Source organism: Allonocardiopsis opalescens, assembly GCF_003002095.1.
In the GTDB taxonomy this organism is placed as follows: Bacteria; Actinomycetota; Actinomycetes; order Streptosporangiales; family Streptosporangiaceae; genus Allonocardiopsis; species Allonocardiopsis opalescens.
In genome coordinates this window covers 253,851-270,596 of record NZ_PVZC01000008.1, presented here as the reverse complement: position 1 = coordinate 270,596, position 16,746 = coordinate 253,851, and the positions used below count along the sequence as shown (strand labels likewise).

Sequence of the window (16,746 nt, the reverse complement as noted above, 5' to 3'; positions counted from 1 at the left end):
GTCTGGGAGAGAGGAAGGTGACGCCTCCCGTTTTGTGCGATCACCTCTCATGCGACCACCGCATGAGGCGCATGTCGGCTGCTCCGGGTGGAGGCAGCCGCTCGGACGGGGACGGACGTGGCCGCCGCTCTCGTCCGGGGGCCACGGGAAGGGCCCGCCGCGGTGGACGGGCCCTTGGGGTGCGGTGTGCCGTGGTGGCGCGGGACGGTCATCCGGCGGGACGGCGGCGGATCGGGCGTCCCCTGGTGCGGCCGGGGTCAGCGGGAGATCGCCTGCTGCCGGTCGGTGGCGTGGATGCTGATCTTGCGCGGCTTGGCCTGTTCGGCGATGGGGATGCGCAGGGTCAGCACGCCGTCGGCGTAGGCGGCGTCGATCCTGTCGGCGTCCAGGGTGTCGCCGAGGAAGAGCTGCCGCGAGAAGGCGCCGGCCGGGCGCTCGTTGAGGACGATCTCGCGGCCCTCGGCGTTCTGCAGCGGCGGCCTGGACGCGCGGACGGTGAGGACGTTGCGCTCGACCTCCAGGTCGATGGAGTCCGCGTCCACGCCGGGCAGGTCGAAGCTGACCACGAACTCGTGATCGTCCCGGAAGGCGTCGATCGGCATCGTGACGGGCCGGGCCGCCTGCCCCAGCAGGTTCTGGGTGAGCCGGTCGAACTCGCGGAACGGATCGGTACGCATCAACACCGCAGTTCACCTCCTGAATGGACATGATGTGATGCGCTTGCGCTCAAGTTTGTTGCCAGGCTCGCACGCGGCTAAACCTGGCGGCGGTGAGATTTCAGGCCGGATCGCCGCCGCGCCCGGCCTTGCGGGCCGGCTCGCCGCGGTCCGCCGCCTCGCCGCCCCCGGCGGCCCGGCGCTCGATGGCCACCGGGATGACGGCGCAGGCCGCCAGGGCGAAGAGCGCGGGCATGGCGAAGGCGATCGGGAAGCCGTAGGCGGTGATCAGCGCGCCGACCGCGGCCGGGACGACCATGGAGACCATGCTCTGCACGGTGTTCTGGGCGGCCAGCGCACGCCCCGCCCAGCGCAGGCCGGCCAGTTCGGCCACGGCGGTGAAGGCGAGCCCGTTCGGGCTGACCGTGACGATCGCGCTGACCACCAGCACCGCCACGACCGCCTCAGAGCCGGTCGCGGCCGCCGCGCCCAGTGCCAGCGAGACGGCGGCGATCAGCCCGGCCAGCACCCGCATCGGACCGAGCCGCGCCCCGACCCGGTCCGACCAGGCCCCGGCGGCCAGCCGGGTCAGCGCCCCGGGCAGCTGGGCGGCCGACAGCAGCAGCCCGGCGGTGGTGGCCGCCCAGCCGCGCCCCTCGACCAGGTAGGTGAGGGCGAAGACCGACACGGTGAACTGCGGGACGACGAGCAGCGCGCTGGCGCCGTGCACCCGCCAGATGGCGGCGCGGCGGTACGGTGAGCCGCCCTCCGCCGCCGAGCCGGTGCCGGCCTGCCGCGGCGGGTCCACCACGACCACGGCGACCAGCACCGCCACCAGCACGCACAGCCCGGCGGGCAGCAGCATGGCGGCCGTGAAGCCGTACCGGTCGGCCAGTTGCGGCAGCACGGCCGCGGCCACCGCCAGCCCGAGCGGCTGCGACATCTGGCGCAGCCCCATCGCCAGCCCGCGGCGCCGCGCGTCGAACCAGCCGAGCACGATCCGGCCGCTGGTGGCGTTCACCGAGCCGCCGCAGGCGGCCGCCAGCGCCAGCAGGACGGCCACGCCGACCGGCCCGGGCGCGAACGGCAGCAGCCCCAGCGCGATCCCCGACAGCACCAGGCTCACCGTGATGGTCCACCGCTCGCCGTAGCGGTCGGCCACCGCGCCCCACAGGATCATCGTGGCGAGCGCGCCGAGGCCGGGGGCGCCGACCACCGCGCCGGCCTGCGTCAGTGTCAGGCCGTAGTCCGCGCGCAGCTGCGGGAGCACGAAGGGGGTGCCGAACAGGAACACCACGCTGGTGATCTGGCCGAGCATCCCGACCAGCAGCATCAACCAGCGGCGCCGCGCACGATCGTCCATGTATCGATACTAGATGTCCGGAATGTGAGCGGACGGGTGCCCGTGGCACCCTCGCCGGAGCGTGCGGCCGGCGGCGCTCAGCCGGCCAGGTAGCCGCTCAGGTAGGCGTGCTCGGCCGCGCTGAGGCGGCGCGGGCGCAGGCCCTCGGGGTCGTAGCCGACCATGACGGAGCGCGCCTCCAGATACAGGGCGGCGTCGTCGCGCACCTCGTAGCGGAGCGTGAACGAGGTGCGGCGCAGCTCGCCGACCCAGGTCTCGATCCGCACCGGCTCGGGCCGCAGCGTCAGCGGCCGCTTGTAGTCGACCTCGTGCCGGGCGACCACCAGCGGACCGAAGCGCTCCTGGCCCGCGGCCAGCCGGTCCCAGTGCAGCAGCGCGATCCGCGCGTCCTCCAGATGGGTCAGGAAGCGCACGTTGTTGACGTGGTTGAACGGATCCAGGTCGGCGAAGCGCACCTGGAACTCGTACACGTGCCTGCGCCCGGCGGCCCCGGACGGCCCTGCGGTGCGCTCGCGCGTGCGGGTGGTCTCGGTCACGGCCCGTCCCCATCTCATCGGCGGCGCTGGCCACGCTACCGAGCCCGCGCGGGCCGAGGGGGGACCGGGCGGTGTGATCCACCCGACCCAGGGCAGGCCGCCGGCCGGTGCGCCGCTCCCACCGGAACGGAATCCGCGGGCTTCGTCCGCACCGAGCCCGCGAAGGACGCTCCGGTCTCTCCTCCCGGCGACCGGCCGACGGCATCGGACCGGCCCGGCGGCTGGATTCGGGCCGATCCTGCTGTTCGATGAACGCGCGCCGCGAGCGGCGGCACCCGTGTCACCCTCCCCATCGCCGACCAGGCGGCGATGGACCGAAGAATGGCAAGTCGGGCGATGGGCGGTCAAGTCGGGTGTGCGGGGAAGCGTGCCCCGCAGGATAAGGCGCGCCCCTTACCGGGAGGTGAATCCCGCACCCGAGGATAAGGATTCTTCACCCACTCGGTGCCGAGCGACCCCTTTTTCGGCTGAATCCCTTTTATTTTTTCATTTCGGTTGGCACCTTGCTATTGGCGCATTACGCTGCGTCGACAGTGGGTGGGGTGACCGCCGCGGTCTACGGGAGCCGCGGCTGGTCGGTAGGGGAGGGTCCCGGAGGTCCGAGGCGTGCGATGCCCGCCGGACGCGGACCGGTGAGGTTCGGCCTACGGGCCATGGTAACGACGGATCGCGGGGAGAAGCGGTGTTTTTCCGATTCTCCACATGTTGTCCGTTAGGGGGGAGGTGGGCGAGATGTCCGAAGAGGAGTCGCCATGTGGTGGCAGAGACGCCGGAGTTGCCAGGGAGGCGGAAGTCGCACGCAGGATCCGTGCGCGAGGACTGGCATCCGGCCTGACAATCAACGCGATCGCCGCCCGGATTCACGACGAATGCGGACCGGCTTTCCAGACCACCCGCATTAAGGCGCACCGATTAGCGCGCGGTATCGCGCTGGCCGACGTGGTCGAGCAGGTCCGGGCCCTCTTCGAGGTGGCCGGGCGGGCGCGGCCGAAACTGGGCGAGACCCAGCTGTCGGCCTACGAGAGCGGTGCGAAGCGTCCCGGCGCGGAGTACCTGCACTACCTGTCGCTGGCGTACCGGGCCGACCCCGACGACCTGGGCTACGCCGGCCCCTGCGTCTGCGGGCAGAGCCACTTGGACCCGCGGGCCGCGCCGTTCCCCGGCGGCGACACTCCGGCGTCCGACTGGACCGGGGAACCCCCGCCGGACTCCATCTCACCTCCGGCGACGCCGCCGGATCTCCGCGGTGTCCGCTGCGGGGAGGAGGACGACAACGTGTTGCGACAGACCATGATGAGACTGCTGGTCGGAGCCAATGTGGCCATGGACGGCCAGCTGCTGGCCGCCATCGACGGCGTCCGCCGCCAGATGGACCGCACCCTGGTGCACGCCACCGTCTCGGCCGGAATGCTCGACGCCTGGGAGGAGGCGACCTTCGGCTACGGCCGCCAGTACATGAGCACCCCACCGCTGCGGCTGCTGTGCGACGTGCTGCTGGACTTCAGCGAGGTGCGCCGCACCAGCGAGCAGCGCCAGCCGGTCGAACTCCAGGAGCGGCTGTGCCGGCTCGCCGCGCAGCTGGCCGGGATCGCCGGCATCCTGCTCATCGACCTCGGCGACCAGCGGATGGCGCGCGCCTACTTCCGCACCGCCCGCACCGCCGCCGACGAGACCGGCGACCGGGCGCTGCGAGCCTGGGTGGTGGCCCGCGAGGCGCTGGTGCCGTTCTACTACGGCGACCCGCGCGAGGCCATGCAGCTGGCGCGGCGCAGCCGCGACCTGGCCGGGCGCGCGCCGTGCGCGGCGACCGTGCTCGCGCCGATGATCGAGGCGCGCGGGCTGGCCATGACGGCCGGCCTGGCCGCCGACTCCCACGCCGTGGAGCAGGCCAAGCGGCTCACCGCCGCCTCCCGGGAGAGCTTCGACTCCCTGGCGGGCGGCGCGACCTCCGACACCGTGTTCGGCTACACCGAACGGCAGCTGGTCTTCCACCACGGCGGCGCGCTGGCCGGGCTCGGCGTGGTGGCCGACGCCGAGCGGCTGCTCGACGACGCGCTCAGCCGGTACCCGGTCACCGAACTGCTCGACCGGACCCTCATCCGCTTCGACCAGGCGCTGCTGCGGCTGGCCGAGGGGGAGGTCGAGGAGTCGCTGCGGATGGGCCGGCAGGCGGTCACCGCGCTGCCCGCCGAGCACCGCACCGACATCGTGCTCAGCCGCGCCCGCCAGCTCGGCGCCACCGCGCTGGCCGAGCACCCCGACCACCCCTCGGTGCGCGCGTTCACCGACGCGATGATGCTGCCCGCGCGGTAGGGCCGTGGACGACCCCCAGACGATGACCATCCGCCGCTACCGACCCGGTGACGCCGCCGCAGTGCTCGACCTGCACCGCACCGCGCTGCGCGCCGTCGGGCTGCGCCCCGGCGACGGGGTGTACTACGACCACGACCTGGTCGGCGGCGGGGTCGACGCCGTCTACCTGCGCGCCGACGGCGAGTTCCTGGTGGGCGAGTGCCAGGGCCGGATCGTCGCGATGGTCGGGCTGCGCCGCGTCGACGCCGACACCGCCGAGGTGGTGCGGCTGCGGGTGCACCCCGCCTGGCAGCGGCGCGGCCTGGGGCGGCGGATGCTCCGCGCGGTCGAGCGGCGCGCCGCCGAACTCGGCTACCGCACTTTGCGCGGCGACACCACCCTCGTCCAGTCCGCCGCGCTCCGCCTCTACCTGGCATCGGGCTGGCGCGAGACGGCGCGGCGCCGAGTGGGCGAACTGACCGTGGTCGAGGGCGAGAAGCGCCTGCGCCCACGGCCCCCTGGACCATCCCCCAGGCCGCCGGCACGGGCGGCCGAATAGCGCGGGCGGGCCGCACTCCCCCGGGGCGGCCCGCCCGCGCACTCAGAACGGCGCGAAGCCTTCCCCTGCACGGGCGCGACGGCGACGATGGAGATCCCCCACCGGCAGGGAGCTTCCATGGCCCGACTCGCGCCGGACGGCGACGCGACCGGCTTCTCCTCAGGCGACGGCGCGATCGACGGTCCGGCGGACGGCGACGTGCCCGTCCCCGACACACTCCGCCGTGCCACCGAGGGCGACACGGCCGACGACCCCCCGGACGGGGAGGACGCGTCCGACCTGCTCGTCGCCGAACTCACCGCGGAGCTGCCCGAACTGATCAGACAGGAGGCGGCCGAGGGCTCCATCCGCGACGCGTTGCGTCGCGACCGGATCGACCCCGCGCTGCTCACCCGCACCGCGGTGGACGACGTCGACGGCCTGCTGCGGCTGACCAATCCGGAGATCACCGCGATCCGCGCCGCCCGCGCGGAACTGGCGGCGCACGAGCAGGTGCGGGACGAAACGGGCCAGGCACGACCCGAACCGGTCAGTCTGATCGGCGAGGTTCTGGCCGCCGTCGGCTTCGCCGGCCTGGGACTCGCGCTGTGGCTGGGGCCGGCGGTCCCCGTACTGATGTGGCGATCCTGGATCTGGCTGGACGCGACGGGGGAGTGGTCCGACACCCTGCTCGTGCTGGGCATCGCGGGACTGCTGGTCGTCGTGCTGGCCTACCTGCTGTTCAGGACGCTCGGGCGGCTCATGAGCGGCCGGCGGAGCGGCGAGTTCGCCCGCGGCGGTGTCACCGTGGTGCTCGGCATCGCACTCGCCTGCGGCTACCTGCTGGCGCTGTGGCGCCTCGCCGATGACCTGGGGCGGAACCTGACCGGCTGGCCGCCCGGACTCGCCCCCTACCTGCCGGTCGCGCCGGACGTGCTGGTCTGGATCGTCGGGGGCGGCCTCGCCCTTGTCATCGCGGTCGGCTTCGTCACCACCGGGGCCGAGACCATGCTGGACGCCGTAGGGGGGCCCGAGAACGAGCGCCTGGGCATCGCCGCCATCGCCGTCGCCCAGATCGGACTGGGCACGCTGTGCGGTATCAGCGTGTACTTCGGGCTGACCGGCCAGACCGGTACGCAGCCCGTCCCCGAGCAGCCGCTGGCCGACGCGACGGCCGTCCCGATCGCCGCGGGGGCGGCGCTCGCCATGGCGGCCGGTGTGATACCTGCCGTGATCATGTGGTGGACCTCGCAGTCGACGAGGCGGAATCCGGAATCGGCCCACGCCGGCCGGGGAGAGGCCTGGCAGGCCGAGCGGCGGCGCCTGGACCGGCAGGCGCGCACCGCCCTGGCGGAGTGGCGGCGCGCGGTCAGAGAGAAGGCGGTCCGGCCCCTGCTGCTCCGCCGCCTGAACGAACTGCTCGACCCGCCGTTCTCCGTCGAGCTGGGCGAACTGAACGCGCCGGGCCTGCGGCAGATGCGTGCCAAGGAGTACCTGGTCACCACCTCGGTGTTCGCGGAGTTCCGCCGGCTGCTCGGGCAGATCGGCGGCGGCGCCGTCGGGGTGGCGGGGCCGCGCGGAGCGGGCAAGTCCACCCTGCTGGAGGCCTACCGCGAGGGATCGCTGCTCGACGCGGGCAAGGAGCATCTGGCGCTGTTCGAGAGCGTCCCGGTCCGCTACGACGCCCGTGAGTTCGCCCTGCACCTGTACGCCGGCGTCTGCCGCGCCGTCCTCGACTTCGCCGACCGCCATCCCGAGCGGGGCGGCGGCCCCGCCGGGGCGGCGGTCCGGCTGTCGAGGACGCTGACGGCGACACTGCTGGGCGCGGTCGCGCTGGCCGCCACCGCCTGGCTGTCCGCCGCCTTGGTAGCCGCGCCGCCCAGCAATCTCGGCGCGCTGCTCGGAACGGCCGGATGGCAGCTCGGGCTGCTCCTGGCGGCGCTGGTCGCACTGGCCGTCCTGACGCGGCGGCGCCCGCCGGCACCCGGCGCCGTGCGCGCCCGCGACGTCCGCGACCTCGCCGGGCTGCGCCGGCTCGCCGAGGAGAAGCAGGAGGCCATCCGCTTCCAGCAGCGCTACACCTCGGGCTGGTCGGGCAAGCTCGCCCTGCCCTTCGGCACCGAACTGGGCCGCACCGGTTCGGTGGAGTACGCCCGCCAGGTGATGACCTACCCCGAGGTGGTGTACGACCTGCGCGAGACCCTGGAGGCCGCGGTGCGGGTGCTGGGCGGGGTCCCCAGCGTCGCCGAGACCCCGGTCGCGATCGTGCTGGACGAACTGGACAAGATCCTCGTCCCCGAGCAGGCGCAGGAGTTCGTCAACGAGATCAAGGCGCTGTTCAGCATCGACGTCCCCGGCTGCCTGTTTTTGGTCTCGGTCTCCGAGGACGCGCTGGCCGCCTTCGAGCGGCGCGGCCTGCCGGTCAGGGACGCCTTCGACAGCGCCTTCGACGCGGTCTTCCCAGTGGAGTACCTGGGCCTGGCCGAGGCCCGCGAGCTGCTGCGCGGCCGCGTCATCGGCCTGGGCGAGCCCTTCGTCTGCCTGTGCCACTGCATGGCCGGCGGCTTGCCCAGGGAGCTGGTCCGGGTGGCGCGCTCCGTGGTCGTGTCCACCGAGCGGAGCCTGGGCGGGGTCTGCCGGGAGCTGGTCGGCCGCGACCTGCGCGCCAAGGTGGGCGCGATGCGCACCGTCATCGCCCGCAACGCCACGGTCGAGCCCTTCGCCAGCGAGCTCATGCGCCACCTGGACGCGCACGCCCGCCCCGACCACCGGACGCTGCTGGCGGCCGCGGCCGCTCCGCCGGAGGGGCCGGCGCGCCCGGGCGACGACGCCCGCGCCGAGGAGCACGCCGTGCTGGAACGGCTGCGGCTGGAGGCGCTGGGCTACCTGTACTACTGCGCCACCCTGCTGGAGGTCTTCGGCGACGGCCTCACCGAGCAGCGGCTGGAGCTGGGCCGGACCGCGTCCGGCACCGCCGGCGAGGCCCGCCCGGACGCCTCCTTCGACACCCTCGCCTCGGTGCGCCAGCTCTTCGCCGTCAACGCCCGGCTGGCCTGGCTGACGGTGAGCGCCTTCCGCGCCGCCTGGGGGCTGGAGACGGTGCCGCCGCCCCCCGTCGGCACCGCCGCCGCTAGCGCGGATCCGTCCTGAGCCCGGTCCGGGCGGCGAGGAAGGCCAGCTGGTCGGCGTTGAGGCCCACGGTGCGGCTCACCGAGCGGGCGCTGTGCCCCACCTCGGCCTCGCGCCGCAGCAGGATCGGCCGGGAGCCCGAGGTGGCGTGCTGCAGCGCGGCGCACATCTTGCGGGCGTGCAGCGGATCCACCCGGGTGTCGCGGTCGAAGACGGTGAACAGGGTGGCCGGGTAGTCGACGCCCTCGCGGACCCGGTGGTAGGGGGAGTAGCCGATCAGCCAGCCGAACTGCTCGGGGTCCTCGGCGCTGCCGTACTCCACGTTCCAGGTGGCGCCCAGGCCGAAGCGCTCGTAGCGGACCATGTCCAGCAGCGGCGCCGAGCAGACGGCGGCCTGGAACAGCTCGGGCCGCTGGGTGATGGCGGCGCCCACCAGCAGGCCGCCGTTGCTGCCGCCGAAGGCGGCCAGCCGGTCGGCGGTGGTGGTGCCGTCGGCGATCAGGCGCTCGGCGGCGGCGTGGAAGTCGTCGAAGACGTTCTGCTTGCGGTCGAGCATGCCGGCGCGGTGCCACTCCTCGCCCTCCTCCAGCCCGCCGCGCAGGTTCGCGACGGCGTAGACGCCGCCGGCCGCGACCCAGGCGAGGATCGTGGCGGAGTAGCCGGGGGTGAGCGAGACGGAGAAGCCGCCGTAGCCGTACAGGATGGCGGGCCTGGGCCCGGGGTCGGCGCCGGCCGGGGAGATCACCAGCATCCGCACCGTGGTGCCGTCGGCCGAGGGGTAGTCGACCAGCCGGGTGCGCACCTCGGGCACCTCCACCCGCCCCGGGGCGGCCGCGTACGGCGAGGTCTCGCCGGTGCGCGCGTCGTAGTGCCACACTCCCAGCGGGGTGGTGTGGTCGGTGTAGCCGAACCAGGCGTCGTGGCCGCCCTCGGGGCGCTCCTGGATGCCGCCGATCGAGCCGAGCCCGGGCAGCGCGACCGTGCCGGTGCGCCGCCCGTCGGCCAGGTCGTGCACGGTGATCTCGCTGATGGCGTGGCGGCGCCACGCGGCCAGCAGCACCGGGCGCTCGCCGAGCTCGGGGCCGTCCAGGATGGCGAAGTCGGTGAGCACCGCCTCGGGGTCCTCGGGGAGCAGCTCGCGCCAGTGCTCGGCGGCGGGCCGCTCGGGATCGGCGACGCACAGGCGGCCGCGCGGGGCCTCGCGGTCGGTGAACACGTACAGCCGGCCGTCCCGCCCGACGTGCAGGTGGGTGTCGGCGTCCACCCCCTCCTGGACGGGCACCAGCCGCGGCCGCTCGGGCGAGGAGGCGTGCAGGTCGGCCAGCCAGACGTCGTTGCGCGGCGAGGTGCCCTTGCTGGCCCAGACGGTCAGCCAGCGGCCGTCGCGGCTGACCGAGGGGCCGAAGTACTCGGTCTTGTCGCGGCCCTCGCCGAAGATCAGCACGTCGTCCTCGGGCGGGGTGCCGACCCGGTGCAGGTAGACGCGGCGGTGGTACTGCTCCTCGCCGTCGGGCACCAGCTCGGGGGCGAGGCGGCGCACGTAGTAGTAGGCCTCGCCGCCCGGCAGCCAGCTGACCGGGGAGTAGCGGCAGCGGTCGATCGGGCCCTCGACGAGCGCGCCGGTGGCGACGTCCATCACCCGCAGCAGCGACTCCTCGTCGCCGCCCTCGGAGAGCTGGTAGGCGAGCAGCCGGCCCTCGCGGTCGGGCTGCCAGGCGTCGATCGTGGTGGTGCCCTCGGGGTCGAGCGCGACCGGGTCCAGCAGCACCCGCTCGGCGCCGGTGTCCGGGTCGACGGTGTACAGCACCCCGTGCTCCTGCTCGGCGGTGCGCCGGGTGAAGAAGCGGCGCTCACCGCGCCACACCGGGGCGCCCACGGAGCCGGCGCCCAGCAGTTCGCGGATCCGGGCCGCGAAGTGCTCCCGCTCGGCGGCGGCGCCGGACAGCTCGGCCGCGAACAGGGCGTCCTGGGCGGTCAGCCACTCCTTGGTCTCGGCGGAGTCGGGGTCCTCCAGCCAGCGGTAGGGGTCGGGGACCGCCCGGCCGTGGATCTGCTCGACGAGGTCGTCGCGGCGGGCTCGGGGGCGGGGGGCGTCGCTCATATCAGCCGATCCTAGGCAGCGGGACGCGCCGGGCGCCGCACCCGGGTCGCCCCGCCGGATCCGGCCGGCGGGCCCGGACCGGGGACCGGCCGCAAGCGGACGGCGTGTCGCGCGGGGGCCGCCGCTGCCGCCGAGCTTTCACGGAATGTGCACCGCAATACAGTGGCGGCGCGCCGGTCGACACAGCACACTTGTCAGTGGACGGCTGGGGAGACCCACGGGAGGTCCATGTGGGAGACGATTCACCATGGAAACCGGTGACGGGCCGGCTGGTGGAGCCCGGGAAGCGGCGCGTCTCGCGCCAGGTCCTGCTGCTCAACGCCAGTTATGAACCCCTCACCACTCTTCCGCTGCGCCGAGCGGTGCTCCTGGTACTCAGGGAGAAGGCCGAGGTCGTCCACGGCGACACCGCGGGCGCCGCGCTGCGCTCGGCCTCCGTCCGGATCTCGGTGCCCTCGGTGATCCGGCTGCGCCGCTACATCCGGGTGCCCTACCACCGCCGCATCCCGCTCACCCGCGTCGCGCTGATGCGCCGCGACCACTACCGCTGCGCCTACTGCGGCCAGTACGCCGAGACCATCGACCACGTCGTCCCGCGCAGCCGCGGCGGCGCCCACACCTGGGAGAACTGCGTCGCGTCCTGCCGGCCGTGCAACCACCGCAAGGCCGACAAGCTCCTCGAGGAGCTGGGCTGGCGGCTGCGCGCCACCCCCACCGCACCGCGCGGCCTGCACTGGCGGCTGATCAACGTCGACCCCCAGCGCGACCCCCAGTGGGAGCAGTACCTGGAGCGCGCCGCCTGAGCCGCCCCGTCCGCGATCGCGCGCACGGGCGGCGGAGTGCCACACTGTTCGGCATGCCGAAACTGATCGCGCAAGCCAGCCGGATCACGGCGGCGGGCGAGCCCCCCAAGGTCATCGACGAGTACGTCGGCCGGGTCAACACCCACGATGCCGCCGTCAGCATCGCCCATATGCGCAGCCCTTCGGGCTGGCAGGAGCCCGGGCAGCGGCCTGAGTTCGACGAGTACACCGTGGTGCTGCGCGGCGCGCTGGTCGTGCACCACGACACCGGCCGGATGGAGGTGCGCGCCGGGCAGGCCGTGCACACCCGCGCGGGGGAGTGGGTCCGCTACAGCTCGCCGGGTGAGGAGGGCGCCGAGTACATCGCGGTCTGCCTGCCCGCGTTCTCCCCGGACACGGTCAAGCGCGACGACGGCTGAGCGCCGGGCCGGCGGGCCGCCCACCGCTCGCGCAGCCGCAGGTAGCCGAGCGCGGCCGCCGCCACGGCCGGCGGTGTCAGCAGGTACCAGCCCGACATCGCCAGCAGCAGGCCCACCGAGCCGGTGGCGGCCAGCGCGCACCACCAGCCGGGCGTGCGCGCCGGAAGCAGCCGCACCCCCGCGGCCAGGCCGATCCCGGCCACCGTCATCACCAGCGGGATGGTCGTCCTGATCATCACGTCCAGTCCGGCCCCGGCCGGCACCGCGACCGCCAGCCCCAGCGAGCTGAGCGCCGCGACCACCGCGAGGCTGCGGCGCGGCACGGCGCCGGGCGCGGCGCCGCGTGCGAACCAGGCCGGCAGCGCGCCGTCGCGGCCCAGTGCCGCGCCCAGCTTGGCCGCGCTGGCCAGGTAGGTGTTGACGGTGCCGATGATGATCACAACGGCGATCACCGCGGCCGCGATGTGCACCGCCGAGGAGTCCAGTCCGCGCGCCAGCAGCAGGGCCAGCGGCGCCTGGGTGCCGGCCGCGGCCGGTCCCAGCACCAGTACGCAGGTGGTGGCCACCGCCAGGTAGAGCCCGCAGATGACCACCAGCGCGGCGGCGGTGGCGCGCGGGATGTCGCGCCGCGGATCGGCGAACTCGGCCGACAGCTGCGGCACCGCCTCCCAGCCGTGGAAGGCCCACAGCAGCAGCCCGGCCGCCGAACCGACGGCGAGCAGGCCGTGCGGGGCGAAGGGGGTGAGGTTGCCGGGGTCGGCGTGCGGCAGCGAGAGCACCACCGCGGCGACCAGCAGCAGCGCCAGCACCAGCGTCACGGCGAGCTGCATCCGGCCGGACAGGCGCAGGCCCACCGCGTTGGCCGCCAGCGGCGGTGCCAGGATCGCGGCCGCCACCAGTAGGGTCGCCCCGGCGCCCGCGCCGCCGGCCGCGCTCGTCACGTACCCGGCGCCCATCAGGGCGAGCGGCGGGATGCCGAGCGGCATCGCGGCGTAGAACAGCCAGCCCGCCACCGCTGCGGCCCGCGGCCCGAAGGCGCGGCGCGCGTAGGTGGACAGGCCGCCGGAGTCGGGGAAGCGGGCGCCCAGCGCGGCGAAGGCGGCCGCGATCGGCACCGAGGCCAGCGCGAGCCCCGCCCAGGCCAGCAGCGAGGCCGGTCCGGCGACCTGCGCGGCGAGGCTGGGCAGGGTGATCACACCGGAGCCGAGCACGGCGCCGACGTACAGGGCGGTGCCTTGAGCAGCGGAGATTCGGGCCATGGCAGCCGAGTCTGCCGGTGCGGTACGGCAGCCGACAGTGGCGGATACGCCAACAAGCGCTAGATTTCGGACATGAGCTCACGACCCGTCGTCGCGATCCCCGTCTTCCCCGGCGTGCAGACCTTCGAGCTGCTGATCCCGTGTGAGGTCTTCGGTCAGGACCGCAGCGCCTACCTGGGCGAACCCTGGTACGAGCTGCGGGTGTGCGCCGAGGTGCCCGGGCTGGTCGGCGGCGACCTCGGCTTCGCGGTGCGCGCCACCCACGGCCTGGACGGGCTCGCCGACGCCGGCACCCTGATCGTCCCGGCCGTGCCCGACCTCGCCGCCGAGCCGCCGCCGTGGCTGCTCGCGGCGGTGCGCGACGCCCACCGGCGCGGCGCGCGGGTGGCGTCGATCTGCACCGGCGCCTTCGTACTCGCCGCCGCCGGGCTGCTCGACGGGCGGCGCGCCACCACGCACTGGATGTACGCCGACGAGCTGGCCCGCCGCCACCCGGCGGTGGAGGTGGACCCGGCCGTGCTCTACGTCGACGAGGGCCGGGTGCTCACCGCCGCGGGCTCCGGCTCGGCGCTGGACCTGTGCCTGCACATCGTCCGGCGCGATCTGGGCAGCCGGGCGGCGGCCACCATCGCGCGGCGGCTGGTGCTGCCCCCGCACCGCGAGGGCGGCCAGGCCCAGTACGTCGACCGGCCAGTGCCCACGGGCGGCGACCAGCGGCTGCTGCCGGTGCTGGAGTGGGCACTGGCCCGGCTCGACCAGCCGCTGAGCGTCGCGGACTTCGCCGTCCGCGCCGCCGTGAGCAGCCGCACCCTGCTGCGGCGCTTCCGCGAGGCCACCGGCCTCAGCCCGCAGCAGTGGCTGACCGAGCAGCGGCTGCGGCGCGCCCGCGAACTGCTGGAGGCGACCGACCACCCGGTCGAGGAGGTCTCGCGCCGCTGCGGCTTCGCCACCGCCGCCAGCCTGCGCGAGCACTTCGCCCGCACCGTGGGCGTGTCGCCGCAGGTTTACCGGCGCACCTTCCAGGCGGCCGGCGGCATCCGCTGACCCGCCGCCGGGGGCCGCGCCCGGCTCAGCCGAAGAGCACCTGCCAGGTGCCCAGCGCGATGGACAGGGCGTGCCCGGCCGCGACCACGGCGACGGAGCCGGCGACCAGGGCCGTGTCGGAGGCCCGCCAGACGCTGACGCGGGCGTGGCTGCGCGGACCGGTGCCGAAGGCGCGCGCGTCCATCGCGGTGGCCAGCAGGGTGCCGGTGCGCACCGCCCGCACCAGCAGCGCGAAGGTCTTCCCGGCGAAGAGCGCGCCCGCCCGCACCGGGTTCGCGCCCGCGTCCAGGCCGCGCGCCCGCCGGGCCAGGCTGAGCGTGCGCCACTGCCCGGCCAGCAGCGGCAGCAGCCGCAGCGCGGCGAGGGCGCCCATCGCGGGCCGCTCGGGCACCCGCAGGCGCTGCACGAGCGCGTCGGCCATCTCGGTGGGGTCGGTGGTGGCGGCGGCCAGCACCCCGGGCACCGCGATGGCCAGCAGCCGCACCGCCACGCCGAGCGCGGCGACCGGCCCGTCCTCGCCGACCACCGCGTTGACCAGGCCGATGGAAAGGCTCATCAGCAGCAGCGGCACGCCCAGCCGCAGCAGCACCCGCCGGCCGAGCCGGGCGAAGGGCACCAGCGCCAGCGCCACGGCCAGCACGACGCCGCTGGTGACCGGGTCGATCGCCACGATCAGCCCGATCGCGGCGACGAAGGCGGCGATCAGCTTGGCGGCCGGATTGGCCCGCGACAGCCAGGGGCGGCGCGGGCCTTCGGGTGCGGGCCCGGCTCCGGCCGGGCGCGAGGGGGCGGCGGTGCTCATCGCGGCGGCTCCGTGGCGGTCGGTGTGCGTTCGGCGGTGCGGACGACCCGGCCGCCGTCCATCCGGATCTCGACGTCGGCGAAGTGGGCCAGCAGCAGCTCGTCGTGGGTGGCCATCGCGACGGCCCGCCCCTGGGCGCGCAGCCCGGCCAGCAGTTCGACCAGCTCGGCCCAGGTGCGGGTGTCCTGGCCGAAGGTGGGCTCGTCCAGCACGAGCACGTCGGGGGAGCGCTCGCCGGAGCTGAGCGCGGTGGCCACCGACAGCCGCCGCTTCTCACCGCCCGACAGGGTGAAGGGGTGCACGCCGGCCACCCCGGTGAGCCGCAGCCGCTGCAGCAGCTCGTCCACCCGCCGCTCGGTCTCGGCGGCGCCCAGCCCGGCGCGCAGCGGGCCGAAGCGCAGTTCGTCGCGGACGGTACTGGTGACGAACTGGTCCTCGGCGTGCTGGAAGACCGTGCCGACGTGCGCGGCCAGCAGCCGGGCCGGCCAGCGGGCCAGCGGCCGCCGCCCGGCCTTGCCCGCCGCCTCGGCGAGGCGGCCGCGGGCGGCGACCTCGCCCCGGGTCGGCCGGTCCAGGCCGGCGAGCAGGGTCAGCAGGGTGGACTTCCCGGCGCCGTTGGGGCCGGTCAGCGCGGTTGCGGTGCCCTCGGCCAGTACGGCGTCCGCCCCGCGCAGCACGTCGGCGGGCGGGCCGGCCAGCGCGCCGGGATCGGGGGCGCCGCGCTTCCAGCAGCCGCTCGCCGCCACCAGCGGGCCGCCCGGGGCGCGCGGCGGCGACGGCGGCGCGGCCGGCTCGCGTCCCGGCACCCACACGCCGCGTGCGGCGAGGCCGGCGCCGTGGGCGGAGAAGACCGCGCCGGGGGAGCCGTCGGCCAGCACGCCGCCGCCGGGCTCCAGCACCACGACGCGGTCGACCAGCCCGACCACGTCGGCGACGCGGTGCTCGACCAGCACCAGGGTGGCCTCGGTGCTCCGCGCCAGCTCGGCGACCAGCTCGCGCACGAGCGCGGCGCCGGGCGGATCGAGGTTGGCGGTGGGCTCGTCCAGCAGCAGCAGCCGGGGGCGCAGCGCGAGCGTGCCCGCGATGACCAGGCGCTGCTTCTCGCCGCCGGACAGCGCCGCGGTGGAGCGCAGCCGCCCGTAGCCGAAGCCGACCTCGGCGAGTGCGGCGTCGACCCGGGGCCAGATCTCGCCGGGGGGCACCGCCAGGTTCTCCAGCCCGAAGGCGACGTCGTCGCCGGCCCGCGCCATCACCAGCTGCGTCTCGGGGTCCTGGCCGACCAGCCCGGTCCGGCCGCGCCGCGCCGCCGCGGGCTCGCCGTCGACGCGCAGCCGCCCCTCCTCGTCACCGGTGAGCGCGGCGTCGGGCCCGGTGAGGCCGGCCAGCGCGTGCAGCAGTGTGCTCTTGCCGGCGCCGGACGCGCCGAGCAGCAGCACCCGCTCGCCCGGCTCGACCACCAGGTCCACGCCGCGCAGCGCCCACTCCGCCCGCCCGGAGTGCCGCCAGCCCCACCCCGACAACTCGATCCGCGCGCCGCCGCGCGCCGTGGCGGTCACGCCGCATCCCTCGGGGACGCGGCCGGCGCCGTGGCCGGCCCGGCGGCTCCCGCCGGGCGGGCGGCCGCGGGCGCGCTCAGGCCGGTCGGGGGCGCGCACGGTGCGGCCGGGAGCGTGGACGGGGCGGTCGTCAACCCGGCCGTCCACAGCCGGGCGGTCGTGGGCCCGTTCGTCCACAGCCCGCCGCCGCACCTCGCGGCGGGCCGTCCGGGCGCGGGATACTGGATGTGGGGTCGCCCCCCTGGGCG

The 16,746-nt window shown here is 75.3% G+C and carries 13 protein-coding genes; 6 read left to right on the top strand and 7 right to left on the bottom strand.

All coding sequences use genetic code 11. The features are described 5' to 3' along the window. Positions 1-257: 257 nt before the first annotated feature. The 3 genes from CLV72_RS24965 to CLV72_RS24955 form a co-directional block, all read right to left on the bottom strand. Positions 258-677, bottom strand: a complete 420-nt coding sequence (locus CLV72_RS24965) for an Hsp20/alpha crystallin family protein (RefSeq protein WP_281262436.1) — start codon at positions 675-677, stop codon at positions 258-260. Positions 678-777: 100 nt separating this feature from the next. After that, on the bottom strand, positions 778-2,019 hold the full coding sequence (locus CLV72_RS24960) for an MFS transporter (protein ID WP_106250990.1): 1,242 nt from the start codon (positions 2,017-2,019) through the stop codon (positions 778-780). Positions 2,020-2,096: 77 nt separating this feature from the next. Then, a complete protein-coding gene (locus CLV72_RS24955) occupies positions 2,097-2,573 on the bottom strand; it encodes an acyl-CoA thioesterase (protein WP_106250988.1) in 477 nt (158 codons plus the stop codon). A gap of 714 nt (positions 2,574-3,287) precedes the next feature. On the opposite strand from CLV72_RS24955, the gene CLV72_RS24950 reads away from it, so the two are divergent. From CLV72_RS24950 to CLV72_RS24940, 3 genes are all read left to right on the top strand, one after another. Further along, positions 3,288-4,868: an NsdA family TPR-like regulatory protein gene (locus tag CLV72_RS24950; protein WP_106250984.1), complete on the top strand. Its 1,581-nt coding sequence runs from the start codon at positions 3,288-3,290 to the stop codon at positions 4,866-4,868. Between the two features lie 4 nt (positions 4,869-4,872). Then, on the top strand, positions 4,873-5,406 hold the full coding sequence (locus CLV72_RS24945; RefSeq protein WP_245930424.1) for a GNAT family N-acetyltransferase: 534 nt from the start codon (positions 4,873-4,875) through the stop codon (positions 5,404-5,406). 117 nt (positions 5,407-5,523) lie between these two features. After that, positions 5,524-8,535, top strand: a complete 3,012-nt coding sequence (locus tag CLV72_RS24940; RefSeq protein WP_106250982.1) for a transcriptional regulator — start codon at positions 5,524-5,526, stop codon at positions 8,533-8,535. Here the strand turns inward: CLV72_RS24940 and CLV72_RS24935 are convergent. Continuing rightward, a complete protein-coding gene (locus tag CLV72_RS24935) occupies positions 8,516-10,615 on the bottom strand; it encodes a prolyl oligopeptidase family serine peptidase (protein WP_106250980.1) in 2,100 nt (699 codons plus the stop codon). The genes CLV72_RS24940 and CLV72_RS24935 overlap by 20 nt on opposite strands. 257 nt (positions 10,616-10,872) lie before the next feature. On the opposite strand from CLV72_RS24935, the gene CLV72_RS24930 reads away from it, so the two are divergent. Further along, positions 10,873-11,418, top strand: coding sequence for an HNH endonuclease (locus CLV72_RS24930; RefSeq protein ID WP_245930423.1), 546 nt, complete (start codon positions 10,873-10,875; stop codon positions 11,416-11,418). A gap of 53 nt (positions 11,419-11,471) precedes the next feature. Then, a complete protein-coding gene (locus CLV72_RS24925; protein ID WP_106250978.1) occupies positions 11,472-11,837 on the top strand; it encodes a cupin domain-containing protein in 366 nt (121 codons plus the stop codon). Here CLV72_RS24925 and CLV72_RS24920 read toward each other — a convergent pair. Beyond that, entirely contained in the window at positions 11,747-13,096 is a 1,350-nt protein-coding gene (locus tag CLV72_RS24920; protein WP_106250976.1) for an APC family permease, read from the bottom strand. The two genes, CLV72_RS24925 and CLV72_RS24920, sit on opposite strands and share 91 nt — an antisense overlap. A 72-nt stretch (positions 13,097-13,168) precedes the next feature. On the opposite strand from CLV72_RS24920, the gene CLV72_RS24915 reads away from it, so the two are divergent. Next, positions 13,169-14,140, top strand: coding sequence for a GlxA family transcriptional regulator (locus CLV72_RS24915; protein ID WP_106250974.1), 972 nt, complete (start codon positions 13,169-13,171; stop codon positions 14,138-14,140). A 25-nt stretch (positions 14,141-14,165) separates the two neighbouring features. Here CLV72_RS24915 and CLV72_RS24910 read toward each other — a convergent pair whose 3' ends face one another. Then, positions 14,166-14,942, bottom strand: coding sequence for an energy-coupling factor transporter transmembrane component T family protein (locus CLV72_RS24910; protein WP_106250971.1), 777 nt, complete (start codon positions 14,940-14,942; stop codon positions 14,166-14,168). Next, a complete protein-coding gene (locus tag CLV72_RS24905) occupies positions 14,939-16,498 on the bottom strand; it encodes an ABC transporter ATP-binding protein (protein WP_245930422.1) in 1,560 nt (519 codons plus the stop codon). Before CLV72_RS24905 ends, CLV72_RS24910 begins: the two co-directional genes overlap by 4 nt. Positions 16,499-16,746 lie beyond the last annotated feature (248 nt).